The sequence below is a fragment of the Streptococcus equinus genome (assembly GCF_049393735.1).
Taxonomy (GTDB): Bacteria; Bacillota; Bacilli; order Lactobacillales; family Streptococcaceae; genus Streptococcus; species Streptococcus equinus_G.
The window spans coordinates 838,982-852,730 of sequence record NZ_CP185946.1; the positions used below are offsets into that span (position 1 = coordinate 838,982).

Here is a 13,749-nt window from a genome sequence, read left to right on the forward strand (position 1 = left end):
AAATTTTTTCCTTTTTTCACCATTAGGTTTTATGTTATAATAAGTTCGTTATATTAATTCTATACAAAAGTCAATTTTTTGACAAGGATTGGTTATGTCAACGTGACAAGCCCATCCCATTAGGAAGGAAATGTGATGGACTGGGAGAAATTTTTAGATCCTTACATACAAACAGTTGGGGAGTTGAAGATTAAACTTCGCGGAATTCGTAAGCAATTTCGTAAACAAAATCGACATTCACCAATTGAATTTGTAACTGGTCGCGTAAAATCTGTTGAGAGTATCAAAGAAAAAATGGTACTGCGCGGAATTAAGCCAGAAAATATTGAACAAGATTTGCAAGATATAGCAGGTCTTCGTATTATGGTTCAATTTGTTGATGACGTTGATGAAGTTTTAGCACTTTTGCGTAGTCGACAAGATATGAAAATCGTTCAAGAACGTGATTATATCACTCACATGAAAGCAAGTGGTTATCGTTCTTATCACGTGATTATCGAATATCCTGTTGACACAATTGATGGTCAAAAAGTAGTTCTAGCTGAGATTCAAATTAGAACACTTGCGATGAACTTCTGGGCAACAATCGAACATTCATTGAACTATAAATATAAAGGCGAGTTTCCAGATGAGATTAAAAAACGTTTGGAAACAACAGCCAAAATCGCTCTTGAGTTAGATGAAGAAATGCGAAAAATTCGCGAGGATATTAGGGAAGCACAGCTTTTGTTTGATCCCGCAAGTCGGAAATTAAATGATGGTGTAGGAAATAGTGATGACACAGACGAATATTACAGATAAGGCGACGCGTGTCGCTATCATAGCAAACGGGAAATATCAGAGTAGACGAGTAGCTTCAAAGTTATTTGCAGCTTTCAAGGAAGATAAGGATTTTTATTTATCTAAGAAAGATCCAGATATTGTCATTTCCATTGGTGGTGATGGCATGCTTTTATCTGCTTTTCATACTTACGAAAAAATCCTTGATAGAGTTCGTTTTGTAGGAATTCATACAGGTCATCTTGGTTTTTACACTGATTATCGAGATTTTGAAGTTGAAAAGTTGATAGAGAATTTGCGTGCTGATAAGGGGAGAAAAGCTTCTTATCCGGTTTTACGTGCTAAGATAACACTTGATGATGGACGTGTTGTTAAGGCGCGTGCGCTTAATGAAGTAGCCATTAAACGTATTGAAAAGACAATGGTTGCTGATGTGATTATTGATAAAGTAAAATTAGAACGTTTCCGTGGTGATGGTATTTCGGTATCAACACCGACAGGAAGTACAGCTTATAATAAATCTTTGGGCGGAGCTATTTTGCATCCAACGATGGAAGCAATGCAACTGACCGAGATTTCTAGCTTGAACAATCGCGTTTATCGCACTTTGGGATCTTCAGTGATTGTTCCTAAAAAGGATAAAATTGAAATTATTCCTAAGCGCCAAGGCGTTTATACTGTGTCAATCGATAACAAGACGATGCACTATAAAAATGTGTCGAAAATTGAATATTGCATTGACAATAAAAAAATTAGTTTTGTGGCAACTCCCTTCCATACAAGTTTTTGGGAGCGCGTGAGAGATGCCTTTATAGGAGAAGTAGATTCGTGAGATTTGATTTTGTTGCGGACCGACGAACAAAAGTAAAAACATTTTTAAAGGGACATGATGTCTCAAAAGGCTTACTTGCAAAAGTAAAGTTTAAAGGTGGAAATATTTGGGTAAATGGCGTTGAGCAAAATGCCATTTATTTATTGGATGAGGGAGATGTCGTAACGATTGAAATCCCTGATGAGCAAGAACATGAGACTCTGATTCCAGTCAAACATGATTTGAATATTGCTTATGAAGATGAGCATTTTTTGATTTTGAATAAGCCGCATGGCTACGCTAGTATCCCAAGTATTCTACACTCAAATACCATTGCTAACTTTGTAAAAAATTACTATCTTGAGCAGAATTATCCTAACAAACAAGTTCACATTGTAACGCGTTTGGACAAGGATACAAGTGGTTTGATGCTTTTTGCCAAACACGGCTATGCGCATGCAAGACTTGATAAGCAACTACAAAATAAAACAATTGAAAAGCGCTACTATGCTTTGGTTTCTGGGCAAGGTGAATTAGCAGATGAAGGTGAAATTATTGCACCGATTGCTCGAGACGAAGATAGCATTATCACACGTCGTGTGCACCCTTCAGGGAAATATGCTCACACAAGTTATAAAGTTGTTGAGAGATTTGGTGATGTGGCTTTAGTAGATATTCGCTTGCATACTGGACGTACACACCAAATTCGAGTGCATTTCTCTCATATTGGTTTCCCGCTTTTGGGAGATGATTTGTATGGTGGTCGTATGGATCTTGGTATTACTCGTCAGGCACTGCATTGCCATTATCTACGTTTTGTTAACCCTTACACAAATGAGGAGATAATTCAAAGCACAAACTTGACAGATGACTTTGATAGCGTTATCATGGAGCTACAACATAATTAGATGGAAGGTTAATTTATATGGGAATTCGATCTTTATTTGGTAGCTTGAGGGAAAAAATTATTGGTAAAAACCTTAAAATTGTTTTTCCTGAAGGAAATGACGAACGTGTCCTTCGTGCCGCTGCTCGTTTGAAATTTGAAGGTTTGATTGAACCGATTATTCTTGGTGATGCTACAGAAGTTCGAGAGTTATTGGCTAAGTTTGGTTTTGCTGATCAAAATTATATTGTCATCAATCCCCAAAATTACGATAAACTTGATGAAATGAAAGAAGCTTTTCTTGAAATTCGTAAAGGAAAAGCTACTCCAGAAGATGCTGATCGTTTATTACAAGATGTTAACTACTTTGGTGTAATGCTTGTTAAGTTGGGCTTGGCTGATGGTATGGTTTCTGGAGCGATTCATTCGACAGCTGATACTGTTCGTCCAGCCCTTCAAATCATTAAAACAAAACCTGGCATCTCTAGAACATCTGGTGTTTTCTTGATGAACCGTGAAAGTACAGATCACCGTTTGATTTTTGCTGACTGTGCTATCAATATTAATCCGAATGCTCAAGAATTATCTGAAATTGCTCTAAATACAGCTGAAACAGCTAGAATTTTTGATATTGATCCTAAAATTGCTATGTTGAGTTTTTCAACTAAGGGGAGTGCAAATGCTCCTGAGGTTGAAAAAGTTCGTGAAGCAACTCAATTGGCAAAAGGTCGTCAACCTGAATTAGCTATCGATGGTGAATTACAGTTTGATGCGGCATTTGTACCAAGTACTGCAGCTGTTAAAGCACCAGGTAGTAAAGTAGCTGGACAAGCAAACGTCTTTATTTTCCCAGACCTTCAGTCAGGAAATATTGGGTATAAGATTGCACAACGTCTTGGTATGTTTGAAGCAATCGGTCCAATTCTTCAAGGACTTAACAAACCTGTGAATGATTTGTCACGTGGTTCAAGTGCTGAAGATATTTATAAATTAGCTATTATTACAGCAGCACAGGCTGTAGATGACATTAAATAAAAGAAAATCAGTTGGTTAATTGCCAACTGACTTTCTTATATAGAGTTTTAGAAAGAGAATAGAATGACAAAAATTGCATTAGTAACAGGAGCTTCGGCTGGATTCGGTAAAGCTATCGTTAAAAAGTTAGTATCAGATGGTTATCGAGTTATCGCTAGCGCTCGTCGTTTGGAAAAATTGCAGAGCTTACAAGCTGAATTAGGTGAAGGCAAGGTTTATCCGCTACAGATGGATGTTTCACAGACTGACTTGATTGACAAAGCTTTAGCAAGTCTTCCAGAAGACTGGCAGACAATTGACCTTTTAGTCAATAATGCTGGTTTAGCACTTGGTTTAGATAAAGCATATGAGGCTGAAATTTCAGACTGGATGACGATGATTAATACAAACATCGTAGGTCTTGTTTATTTAACACGCCAAATTTTGCCAAGCATGGTTAAACGCAATTCAGGTATGATTATCAATCTTGGTTCAACAGCTGGAACAATTCCATATCCAGGTGCGAATATTTACGGTGCTTCAAAAGCATTCGTGAAACAATTCTCATTGAACTTGCGTGCTGACCTTGCTGGTACTAAGATTCGTGTGACAAATATCGAACCAGGGCTTTGCGAAGGAACAGAGTTTTCAAATGTACGCTTTAAAGGTGACGACGAGCGTGCTGAAAAACTTTACGAAGGAGCGCATGCCATTACGCCAGAAGATATCGCAAACACTGTCTCATGGGTGGCTAGCCAACCAGAACACGTAAATTTCAATCGTATTGAAATGATGCCAGTGTCTCAAACATATGGAGCACAGCCAGTTTACCGTGATTAATCTTTATATGAGTTAAAGAGCCAAAAGGCTCTTTTTTATTTTTATGAAATTTTGAAAAAACTTGAAAACAAGACTTAGAAATAGAAGAGAAAAGTATCACTTTTTCATAAGATACAACTATCGTTTTTAAAAAGTTCTTAGTAAAATGGAGAAAATAAGATTGAAGAGGGTATTGTTGTGTGTAAAATTGTGTTTTTAGATGTTGATGGAACTTTGGTTGATTATCACAATCGTATTCCAGAATCTGCGGTAAAAGCAATCCGCAAAGCGCGTGAAAATGGGCATAAAGTATTTGTGTGTACAGGGCGTAGCCGTGCAGAAATGCAGCCTGAACTTTGGGAGATTGGTCTTGACGGCATGATTGGTGGAAATGGTTCATATGTCGAATATGATAATCAAGTTATCATGCATCAGATGCTTTCAGAAGAAGATTCAAAAGCAATTGTGGATTGGTTACATGAACGTGGCTTAGAGTTTTATTTGGAGTCAAATAATGGCTTGTTTGCTTCAGAAAATTTTAAAGAAACAGCGCGACCAATCATGAGACAATACGCTCTTCAAAAAGGTAAAACAGCAGCAGAAGTTGAAGGCATGGAAGCTGAAGATGCCCTTCATGGCTTGGTTTATGGTGAAGAATTATATCGCAACGACCTCAATAAAGTTAGTTTCATCTTGAATTCTTACCAAGACCATTTGGATTCTGCCACAGCTTTTCCAAATCTTAAAGCAGGAACTTGGGGCGGACGTGGTGAGACGGCACTTTTTGGCGATTTAGGTGTTAAAGATATCACTAAGGCGCATGCGATTGAGGTTTTACTTGAACATTTGCAGGCTAGTCAAAAAGATACCATTGCTTTTGGAGATGCAAAAGTCGATATTCCGATGCTTGAGTATTGTGATTTTGGAGTTTCTATGGGAAATGGTGGCCCTGAAATCTTGGCAATGGCTGATATGGTGACTGACGATGTTGAAGAAGATGGCATTTATAATGCCTTTGGAAAATTAGGTCTGATTTAGTAAAAGAGTGCTTGGCAGATGTGCTGAGCATTTTTTTGATATTTTTATCTGCTTTTTAATATTGAATCATATGATAGTATAAAGAATGCATTGGATAACATTAGTATTTCATAAATGATAGCGCTATAATGAAGTCAATGAAAAGTGAAAGGGAGATTTACATGTTACACAAAACTTTAAAACCATTTCCAGAACATTTCTTGTGGGGTGCATCAACTTCAGCATATCAAGTTGAAGGCGCAGCTTTAGAAGATGGTAAAGGACCTTCTTGTCAAGATGTCAAAGAACTACCTGCAGGAACTGCAGATTTGTCAGTTTCGGTGGACCATTACCATCACTACAAAGAAGACATTGCCTTGATGGCAGAAATGGGATTTAAATCATATCGTTTTTCAATTTCGTGGTCACGTATTTTGCCAAATGGGACATGCGAAGTGAATCCAAAAGGAATTGAATTCTATAATAACTTGATTGATGAATGCTTGAAATATAATATTCAACCAATCGTGACAATGTTCCACTTTGATATGCCAGCAGCGCTTGATGAACGTGGTTCTTGGTCAACACATGAGTCAGTAGATTGGTTTGCCGAATACGCGCGTGTTTTGTTTGAAAACTTTGGTGACCGTGTCAAATATTGGTTAACCATTAACGAACAAAATATGCTAACTTTGGTTGGTCCAGTTATCGGTACACTTCATGTGCCAGAAGGAACAACAAATCTCACTAAAGAAATTTACCAACAAAACCATCACCAATTGGTTGCGCAAGCAAAAGCAATGCAACTTTGTCATGAAATGTTGCCAGATGCTAAAATTGGTCCTGCTCCAAATATTTCTTTGGTCTATCCAGCGTCATCAAAACCAGAAGATGTTATTGCTGCTCAAAACTTCAACGCGCTTCGTAATTGGCTTTATTTAGATGCTTATGTTTTCGGTGAATACAATAACCTAGCTTGGGCATATTTGGAAGAAAATGATGCTTTGCCAACGGTTACTGATGAGGACCGTGCTATCATGAAAGCAGCTAAGCCTGATTTTATCGGATTTAACTACTACAATACCGCAACCGTTGAAGCTTCTGACGGTAGCGAGGCAGCAGGAGCAAATGGTGATCAACAATCAAATCAAACTTTCCCTGGTTTTGCCAAAAGCGTTGATAATCCAAACCTTGTCAAAACAGAATTTGGTTGGGAAATTGACCCTGTTGGATTCCGTGCGACAGTTCGTGAAATGTACAGTCGCTACCGTTTGCCACTCTTAGTTACTGAAAATGGCCTTGGAGCGTATGATACCTTAACAGAAGATGGCAAAATTCATGATGACTATCGTATTGAGTATCTTCGTCAACACATTGCTCAAATTCATTTAGCAATTTCTGATGGTGTTGATATGCTTGGTTATAATCCTTGGTCAGCAATCGACCTTATCTCAACACATGAAGGTATCCGCAAACGTTACGGCTTTATCTACGTAGATCGCACAGATGAAGAAATTGGAAGTCTTAAACGTTATCGCAAAGATTCATTCTTCTGGTACAAGAAAGTTATTGCCACAAACGGTCAAGATTTATCTGATTAATAATATTAGAAGCACTCAGCTAATTGCTGAGTGCTTCTTTTAAATTTGTGTGAATTGTTTTTTCTTGAGTTCGAAAATAACATCAGTTTCTTTAGCGACGGCTGTTTCGTGAGTGACGATAATGACTGTTTTATTTTGCTGATGTGCGATTTCTTTGAAAATTGAAACGATATCTTGCGTGGTTTCTTCGTCCAAATTTCCTGTCGGTTCATCTGCGATAATTAAATCATGTCCAGTTGCTAAGGCGCGTACGATAGCAACACGTTGCTGTTGACCTCCAGAAAGTTTGAGAACTGGCTTATCAATCATTTCTTTAGGAATGCCAACGAGTTCGAAGAGCTCTTCGATTTTAGCATTATCAACGGATTTATTAGCAATTTCTAGCGCCGTTTGCACATTTTGACGAGCAGTCATGTAGGTCATTAGATTATAGGCTTGGAAAATAGTCGATACTGCATTTCGACGATAGTTGGTCAAGCCTGATTTGTTAATATCTGCGTCATCTAAGTAGATTTGTCCAGTTTTAGGACTGTCAAGTCCAGCTAGTAGTGAAAGGAAAGTTGTTTTTCCGCTTCCTGACTGACCAAGGATTGAATAAACTTTTCCCTTTTCAAAAGTTAGATTCACATCTTTAAAAAGATAATCGTCGGGATTATTGGTGTACCAGTAGCCGATATTTTTAGTTTGTAACGTCATGTAATTGTCCTTTCTAGTTAGAAGTCAAGATATCTTTAGGTTTCATTCGGATAATACCGATACTTGCTAAAATCGTTGACACAAATGAAATAAGAAGAGCAATGCCACCAAGTTTTGCAACATCTGTTCCTGTTAATTTGATATCAAGATCGTCAATTTCTTGGCTAGAAGATGTAGCCATAGCAACCATGTTGCCCATGCCACGACCTCCACCGTTTTCTGGCTCAGATGGCTTTTGATTAGAATTAGTGTCTGTGTCGTTGCCAGATGATTTAGTATCTTGTCCAGGTCCGCCAGCCCCAGGTCCAGCATTTTGAGTTGTTTGTTCAGTAGAAGTTGATGACGATAGCAATTGATTTCCAAGGGCATTACCAACAAAATTACCTGCAAATGAAGCAATGACAAGCGAAACCACAGTTACCATAAGAAGTTCTGTGAAGAATTGACCGATAATCTTCAAACGATTTTCACCGAGACTCATCAAGACACCAATCTCATAGCGGCGTTCACGGATGCTTAAGATGACGATAAGTGTCAAAATAACGGCACCTGCAACAGCAACTAAAATCACGATGTTTTGTGCGATTGATGAAATGTTATTTAATGGTGAAAGCATTTGTTCATAGATTTCATCACTTGAAGTTACTGAGTAAGAATCTGTGTCGATGTCAGACTTGATTTCTTTGACGAAAGCATCCATATTTTTAGGATTTGAAAGTGTGTAAACAGCTGAATCAAGCGTGTCAGTTTCACCTTTCATGGTATTTGCAGTTGTAAGATTTGTGTAGATGTTATTTTGCGGATTGGACGCATTTGACATCATTTGTGCTGTTGTGGCAGTAGATGAATTGTCATAAATACCGACAACGGTAAGTGTGTAGCTTGTTTCAGTATCGTCTACAGTTGTTGATACTGTAAAAGTATCTCCAACACTCAAATCATTTTCGTCTGCTAAATCTGCTGAAATAACAGCTGAATTGTCTGTGGTATCACTTGTAATACCTACACCTTTTTTAACCTCACTTGTGCCTGATGTAAAATCAGCAACGTAATCTGTATTGTTGACACCAGTAATCGTAAAGTCTCCTGATGCCATCATACCACCGCGGTCAGGTTGATTAGAGTCTGTTGAAGCGCTATCGCTTGCGTCATCAGAAGATGAAGAAGTTGAAATTGCTGAGATTCCATCACCGGCAGTTGCTGTTGTAGTTGTTGTGAAGAGATAAGAAGCAACATCATCTTTTTCTGCGATTGATTTGGCTATTGCGAGATCGACAGAAGTTATTGTTGAGCTATCGTCACTTGATTCGCTGCTGTCTGAACTGTTTTCGCTATCAGGTTTGAAAGCTTTCATCATTGCTTCTCGGTTAACTGATAAAGTGACAGTAGCGCCAGCTTTACTTTTTGCGGACTCCACAGCAGCATTTGCTGCATTTTTAATGGTTAGACCAGCTAACACAAAAATCAATATAGCACTAGTTACTAGAACCAGTAATCCAGTTCGTCCTTTTTTAGCTTTGGTCACAAGCCAAGCTCTTTTAAAAAAATTCATATAAAACTCCTTTGCGTTTGTTACAAAAAAGTTTAGGTAAAATTACTTAACAGAAACTGAAAGAAAACTAAAATAAAACTTAAAGTTATAAAATTCAGACATTAGACAATGTACGTAAATAACGAACGTTGCAAAAATGTATTTTAAAAAGAGTTGACATAAAACGAATAAAGATATAAAATAACAATGGAAGGGTAAGGAATTACCTAGCGATGCTCTGCTATTTAACAGGAGTAGGAGAGTTATAGGAAGGTCATTTTTTAATGAAAGAGTCGATGTATTTTTGGCTACTCTATTAAGTGAAAAGTGATTGCTATTATTCCTAAACTGAGTTGCCAATGATACAAAGACTATGGAGAAACTTATATGTATAATGAAATGCCTGTCTTTGATTACGAAGATATCCAATTGATTCCTAACAAATGTATCATTAAGAGTCGCTCAGAAGCTGATACGCATGTGACACTCGGTGATTATACTTTTAAGTTGCCAGTTGTGCCAGCAAATATGCAAACGATTATCGATGAAGATATTGCTGAACAGCTTGCTAAGGATGGCTATTTTTACATCATGCACCGTTTTGACGAAGCTTCTCGTAAGCCATTTGTTAAACGTATGCATGACCAAGATTTGATTGCTTCAATCTCAGTAGGTGTTAAAGATTATGAGTACGATTTTGTCTCAAGTTTAAAAGATGACGCTCCAGAATTTATTACTATTGATATTGCTCATGGACATTCTGACAGCGTGATTAACATGATTAAGCATATTAAAAAAGAATTACCAGATACTTTTGTTATTGCTGGTAATGTTGGAACACCTGAGGCTGTTCGTGAGTTAGAAAATGCTGGTGCAGATGCTACAAAAGTCGGTATCGGTCCAGGTAAAGTTTGTATCACAAAAGTGAAAACTGGTTTTGGTACAGGTGGTTGGCAATTAGCTGCGCTTCGTTGGTGTGCAAAAGCAGCACGTAAACCGATTATTGCTGATGGCGGCATCCGCACACACGGTGACATTGCAAAATCAATTCGATTCGGTGCCACAATGGTTATGATTGGTTCACTTTTTGCTGGTCATTTAGAAAGCCCAGGAAAATTGGTAGAAGTAGATGGCAAACAGTACAAAGAATATTATGGCTCTGCTTCTGAATACCAAAAAGGTGAGCACAAAAACGTTGAAGGTAAAAAAATCTTGCTACCTGTTAAAGGTCATTTGAAAGATACGCTTGTGGAAATGAAAGAAGATCTTCAAAGTTCGATTTCATACGCTGGCGGACGTGATCTTCATGCCCTAACACGAGTAGATTATGTTATCGTTAAAAATTCAATTTGGAACGGTGACTCGATTTAAAGGAGGAAGATGTCAGTATCTTCAGAAAATTACTTCTTTAATAAACAGAGCGATTTCATCTTGAAATCCCAAATTAAAATGATACAATATCTATAATATTAAAGTGATAGTTAAAATTTAATAAAGCTTATTTATGCTACGAATGGGCGTAGCGTTTCTACAAGACACCGTAATGTCTAACAATAAGTCAATTCTCAGTAAGTCACTGAGAAGCGTTTTTACGTAACTGTAAAAGCGAGACCGAGTTTTACAAAAGGTGTTTACATACATTGTAAACACCTTTTTTATATATTTGTCTTCGTTTAGATTGCCCTTAAAAGCTTCATAGTAAGTTGTTAGTTTTGACAATCCATTTTTAAATAAGATTTAAAAGGAGAATCCATGAAATTATTGGAAGAGCGCATCTTAAATGATGGGAATGTTTTGGGTGAGGATATCTTAAAAGTAGATAGTTTCCTTACACACCAAGTTGATTTTGAACTAATGCAAGAAATTGGTAAAGTTTTTGCTGAGGCTTATAAAGAAGCTGGTATCACAAAAGTTGTTACAATCGAAGCATCAGGTATCGCGCCAGCTCTTTATGCAGCACAAGCTCTGGGGGTTCCGATGATTTTTGCTAAAAAAGCTAAAAACATCACAATGACAGAAGGCATTCTAACTGCAGAAGTTTATTCATTTACTAAGCGCGTGACAAGTACAGTTTCAATTGCAAGTAAATTCTTGTCAGAGGATGATAATGTTCTTATCGTTGATGATTTCTTGGCAAATGGTCAAGCAGCTAAAGGTCTTCTTGAAATCATTGGTCAAGCAGGTGCCAAAGTTGCTGGTATTGGTATCGTTATCGAAAAATCTTTCCAAACAGGTCGTCAATTGCTTGAAGAAGCAGGAGTTCCTGTAACATCACTTGCTCGTATTCAAGAATTTAAAGATGGAAAAGTCATCTTTACGGAGGCAGATGCATAAAATGGAAATGAATGAACAAAAACACTCACAAGCAGCTATTCTAGGTTTGCAACACTTACTTGCTATGTATGCAGGATCAATCCTCGTACCGATTATGATTGCAAGTGCACTTAATTATTCAGCTGAACAATTAACTTACTTAATCTCAACTGATATTTTTATGTGTGGAGTTGCCACTTTCTTACAGCTTCAATTGCGTAAGCATTTTGGAGTAGGGCTTCCAGTTGTTCTTGGTTGTGCCTTCCAATCTGTAGCACCACTATCAATCATCGGTGCAAAACAAGGTTCGGGTTACATGTTTGGTGCTTTGATCGTTTCTGGTATCTATGTAATTTTGATTTCAGGTATTTTTTCAAAAATCGCTGATTTCTTCCCACCTGTTGTAACAGGATCAGTAATCACTACAATTGGTTTGACATTGATTCCAGTTGCGATTGGTAATATGGGTGATAACTCTGATAAGCCAACAGCTCAATCTTTGATTTTAGCACTTGTGACAATTGCTATTGTGCTTGTGGTTAATATCTTTGCTAAAGGTTTTATTAAATCAATTTCTATCTTGATTGGTTTAATTGGTGGTACGATTGTAGCAGCATTTATGGGCTTAGTTGATACTTCAGTTGTTGCTAACGCACCGCTTGTTCATATTCCACAACCATTTTACTTTGGTGCACCAAAATTTGAAATCACATCAATCATTATGATGTGTATCATTGCAACAGTTTCAATGGTAGAATCAACAGGTGTTTACCTTGCTTTGTCAGATTTGACTGGCGAAAAATTGGACAGTAAACGTCTTCGTAACGGTTATCGCGCAGAAGGTGCAGCTGTTCTTCTCGGTGGTATTTTTAATACTTTCCCTTATACAGGATTCTCTCAAAACGTTGGTTTGGTTCGTATTTCTGGAATCAAAACACGCCGTCCAATTTATTACACTGCATTGTTCCTTGTTATCCTTGGTCTTCTTCCAAAATTTGGTGCAATGGCACAAATGATTCCAAGCCCAGTTCTTGGTGGTGCTATGATTGTCTTATTTGGTATGGTTGCCCTTCAAGGGATTCAAATGTTAAATAAAGTTGATTTTGAAAATAACGAATATAACTTTATCATTGCTGCAGTCTCAATCGCTTGTGGTGTTGGTTTTAACGGAACAAATCTCTTTGTTAGCCTTCCAAACACAGTTCAAATGTTCCTAACAAACGGTATCGTCATTGCCGCATTATTCGCTGTTGTTCTTAATTTGATTTTAAACGGGAAACCAAAAAAATAAGCGTTTAGATATAAATAAGCCATTCTAGAATTATCTAGGATGGCTTTTAATTATCGTAGTAACTGAAAATGCGATTTTAATCCGCTGGTAATGGCTAGGCGATTGTCTTTTGTGATGAGAATGCCTTCGATATTTGGCGTACTTTGAATAGTGGTTAGAGCTTGCATGATTGGTAGCCCAAAGAGTTTTGTCGTCCATATTTCACAGTCAACAGACAAATCTGAAACAATGGTTAGACTTGCCATGTCAGTTTCAATTGGATAGCCAGTTTTCCGATCAAAAATGTGGTGATAATCTTTGTGACCAACTTTCAAATGTCGTTCGTAGATGCCTGAAGTGACAACTGACTTATTTTTCAGAGATAAAATACCGATGTTATTACCACGAGTGGTTTTCGGATTTTGGATACCAATTCGCCAAATGCCGTTTTCTTGTTTTGGATTGTCACCGTAAACGAGAACATTGCCACCGAGGTTAATCATGGCAGAAGTGACCTTTTCAGATTTTAGATAATCCATGACTTTATCAGAGATATAACCTTTGGCTAGAGCACCGAGGTCAATTTTCATTCCTTTTTGGTTGAGGAAAATACTCTTCGTGTCAGGATTTAGAATAATATTATTAGGATTTGACAAAGCTAGCGCTTTTTGAATTTTTTCAGGATTTGGGACATTCGCATCGTCAAAACCAATGCGCCAGCTTTGCACCAATGGACCAATAGCAATATTGAGATTTCCTGGATAAGCGAGGCTGTGCATTTTACCAAGCTGCGTTAGCTCAAATAAATCTGGGTGAACACTGACAGGAGCGATACCAGAGTTGTTATTAATCACCATAAGCTCAGAATCATCGTCATTTGCGCTGAAACGATTTTTATAGATGGTTAATAGTTGGCAGACGTCATTGATATGCTTTTCAGGAGTATCAGACTCAATAAGGATATCGATGATTGTTCCCATCATTTTTATGCTATGACTTAATTGCACGTGT

Annotated in this window: 13 protein-coding genes and 1 riboswitch; of the genes, 10 read left to right on the plus strand and 3 right to left on the minus strand. The window is 37.6% G+C overall.

What is annotated here, in order from left to right; all coding sequences use genetic code 11:
- Positions 1–135 precede the first annotated feature (135 nt).
- The 7 genes from ACNTMY_RS04220 (at position 136) to ACNTMY_RS04250 (ending at position 6,928) form a co-directional block, all read left to right on the plus strand.
- Positions 136–801 (plus strand): GTP pyrophosphokinase, encoded by a 666-nt coding sequence (locus ACNTMY_RS04220; protein WP_134775192.1) that lies wholly within the window; start codon positions 136–138, stop codon positions 799–801.
- Positions 776–1,612, plus strand: a complete 837-nt coding sequence (locus ACNTMY_RS04225; protein ID WP_024344162.1) for an NAD kinase — start codon at positions 776–778, stop codon at positions 1,610–1,612. The genes ACNTMY_RS04220 and ACNTMY_RS04225 overlap by 26 nt, the downstream gene beginning before the upstream one ends.
- Positions 1,609–2,499 carry an RluA family pseudouridine synthase gene (locus ACNTMY_RS04230; RefSeq protein ID WP_423216766.1) on the plus strand — a complete coding sequence of 297 codons (891 nt, stop codon included), beginning with the start codon at positions 1,609–1,611 and terminating at the stop codon, positions 2,497–2,499. Before ACNTMY_RS04225 ends, ACNTMY_RS04230 begins: the two co-directional genes overlap by 4 nt.
- Positions 2,500–2,516: 17 nt before the next feature.
- Positions 2,517–3,512, plus strand: a complete 996-nt coding sequence (gene pta, locus ACNTMY_RS04235) for a phosphate acetyltransferase (RefSeq protein WP_423216767.1) — start codon at positions 2,517–2,519, stop codon at positions 3,510–3,512.
- Positions 3,513–3,575: 63 nt separating this feature from the next.
- Positions 3,576–4,331 carry an SDR family oxidoreductase gene (locus ACNTMY_RS04240; RefSeq protein ID WP_423216768.1) on the plus strand — a complete coding sequence of 252 codons (756 nt, stop codon included), beginning with the start codon at positions 3,576–3,578 and terminating at the stop codon, positions 4,329–4,331.
- 177 nt (positions 4,332–4,508) lie between these two features.
- Complete coding sequence (locus ACNTMY_RS04245) at positions 4,509–5,348, plus strand: Cof-type HAD-IIB family hydrolase (RefSeq protein WP_423216769.1); 840 nt, start codon at positions 4,509–4,511, stop codon at positions 5,346–5,348.
- A gap of 161 nt (positions 5,349–5,509) precedes the next feature.
- Positions 5,510–6,928: a glycoside hydrolase family 1 protein gene (locus ACNTMY_RS04250; RefSeq protein ID WP_423216770.1), complete on the plus strand. Its 1,419-nt coding sequence runs from the start codon at positions 5,510–5,512 to the stop codon at positions 6,926–6,928.
- 39 nt (positions 6,929–6,967) lie between these two features.
- Here ACNTMY_RS04250 and ACNTMY_RS04255 read toward each other — a convergent pair whose 3' ends face one another.
- Together ACNTMY_RS04255 and ACNTMY_RS04260 are read right to left on the minus strand one after the other, a co-directional pair.
- A complete protein-coding gene (locus ACNTMY_RS04255) occupies positions 6,968–7,624 on the minus strand; it encodes an ABC transporter ATP-binding protein (protein WP_423216771.1) in 657 nt (218 codons plus the stop codon).
- Between the two features lie 13 nt (positions 7,625–7,637).
- Positions 7,638–9,176, minus strand: coding sequence for an ABC transporter permease (locus ACNTMY_RS04260; RefSeq protein ID WP_423216772.1), 1,539 nt, complete (start codon positions 9,174–9,176; stop codon positions 7,638–7,640).
- Between the two features lie 366 nt (positions 9,177–9,542).
- Here ACNTMY_RS04260 and guaC point away from each other — a divergent pair, with 366 nt between their 5' ends.
- The 3 genes from guaC (at position 9,543) to ACNTMY_RS04275 (ending at position 12,759) form a co-directional block, all read left to right on the plus strand.
- A complete protein-coding gene (guaC, locus tag ACNTMY_RS04265; RefSeq protein ID WP_039690816.1) occupies positions 9,543–10,526 on the plus strand; it encodes a GMP reductase in 984 nt (327 codons plus the stop codon).
- A gap of 107 nt (positions 10,527–10,633) precedes the next feature.
- A riboswitch (purine riboswitch) is annotated at positions 10,634–10,729 on the plus strand.
- 178 nt (positions 10,730–10,907) lie between these two features.
- Complete coding sequence (locus ACNTMY_RS04270; protein WP_423216773.1) at positions 10,908–11,489, plus strand: xanthine phosphoribosyltransferase; 582 nt, start codon at positions 10,908–10,910, stop codon at positions 11,487–11,489.
- Positions 11,482–12,759, plus strand: coding sequence for a nucleobase:cation symporter-2 family protein (locus ACNTMY_RS04275; protein ID WP_420544010.1), 1,278 nt, complete (start codon positions 11,482–11,484; stop codon positions 12,757–12,759). The genes ACNTMY_RS04270 and ACNTMY_RS04275 overlap by 8 nt, the downstream gene beginning before the upstream one ends.
- A 50-nt stretch (positions 12,760–12,809) precedes the next feature.
- Here the strand turns inward: ACNTMY_RS04275 and ACNTMY_RS04280 are convergent, their stop codons facing one another.
- On the minus strand, positions 12,810–13,745 hold the full coding sequence (locus ACNTMY_RS04280) for an FAD:protein FMN transferase (RefSeq protein ID WP_423216774.1): 936 nt from the start codon (positions 13,743–13,745) through the stop codon (positions 12,810–12,812).
- Positions 13,746–13,749 lie beyond the last annotated feature (4 nt).

Excerpts from the sequence above, each read along its gene's own strand:
- guaC (WP_039690816.1), top strand. The coding sequence starts at position 9,543 with ATGTATAATGAAATGCCTGTCTTTGATTACGAAGATATCCAATTGATT.
- ACNTMY_RS04270 (WP_423216773.1), top strand. The coding sequence starts at position 10,908 with ATGAAATTATTGGAAGAGCGCATCTTAAATGATGGGAATGTTTTGGGT.
- pta (WP_423216767.1), top strand. The coding sequence starts at position 2,517 with ATGGGAATTCGATCTTTATTTGGTAGCTTGAGGGAAAAAATTATTGGT.
- ACNTMY_RS04255 (WP_423216771.1), bottom strand. The coding sequence starts at position 7,624 with ATGACGTTACAAACTAAAAATATCGGCTACTGGTACACCAATAATCCC.
- ACNTMY_RS04220 (WP_134775192.1), top strand. The coding sequence starts at position 136 with ATGGACTGGGAGAAATTTTTAGATCCTTACATACAAACAGTTGGGGAG.
- ACNTMY_RS04225 (WP_024344162.1), top strand. The coding sequence starts at position 776 with ATGACACAGACGAATATTACAGATAAGGCGACGCGTGTCGCTATCATA.
- ACNTMY_RS04260 (WP_423216772.1), bottom strand. The coding sequence starts at position 9,176 with ATGAATTTTTTTAAAAGAGCTTGGCTTGTGACCAAAGCTAAAAAAGGA.
- ACNTMY_RS04250 (WP_423216770.1), top strand. The coding sequence starts at position 5,510 with ATGTTACACAAAACTTTAAAACCATTTCCAGAACATTTCTTGTGGGGT.
- ACNTMY_RS04275 (WP_420544010.1), top strand. The coding sequence starts at position 11,482 with ATGCATAAAATGGAAATGAATGAACAAAAACACTCACAAGCAGCTATT.
- ACNTMY_RS04240 (WP_423216768.1), top strand. The coding sequence starts at position 3,576 with ATGACAAAAATTGCATTAGTAACAGGAGCTTCGGCTGGATTCGGTAAA.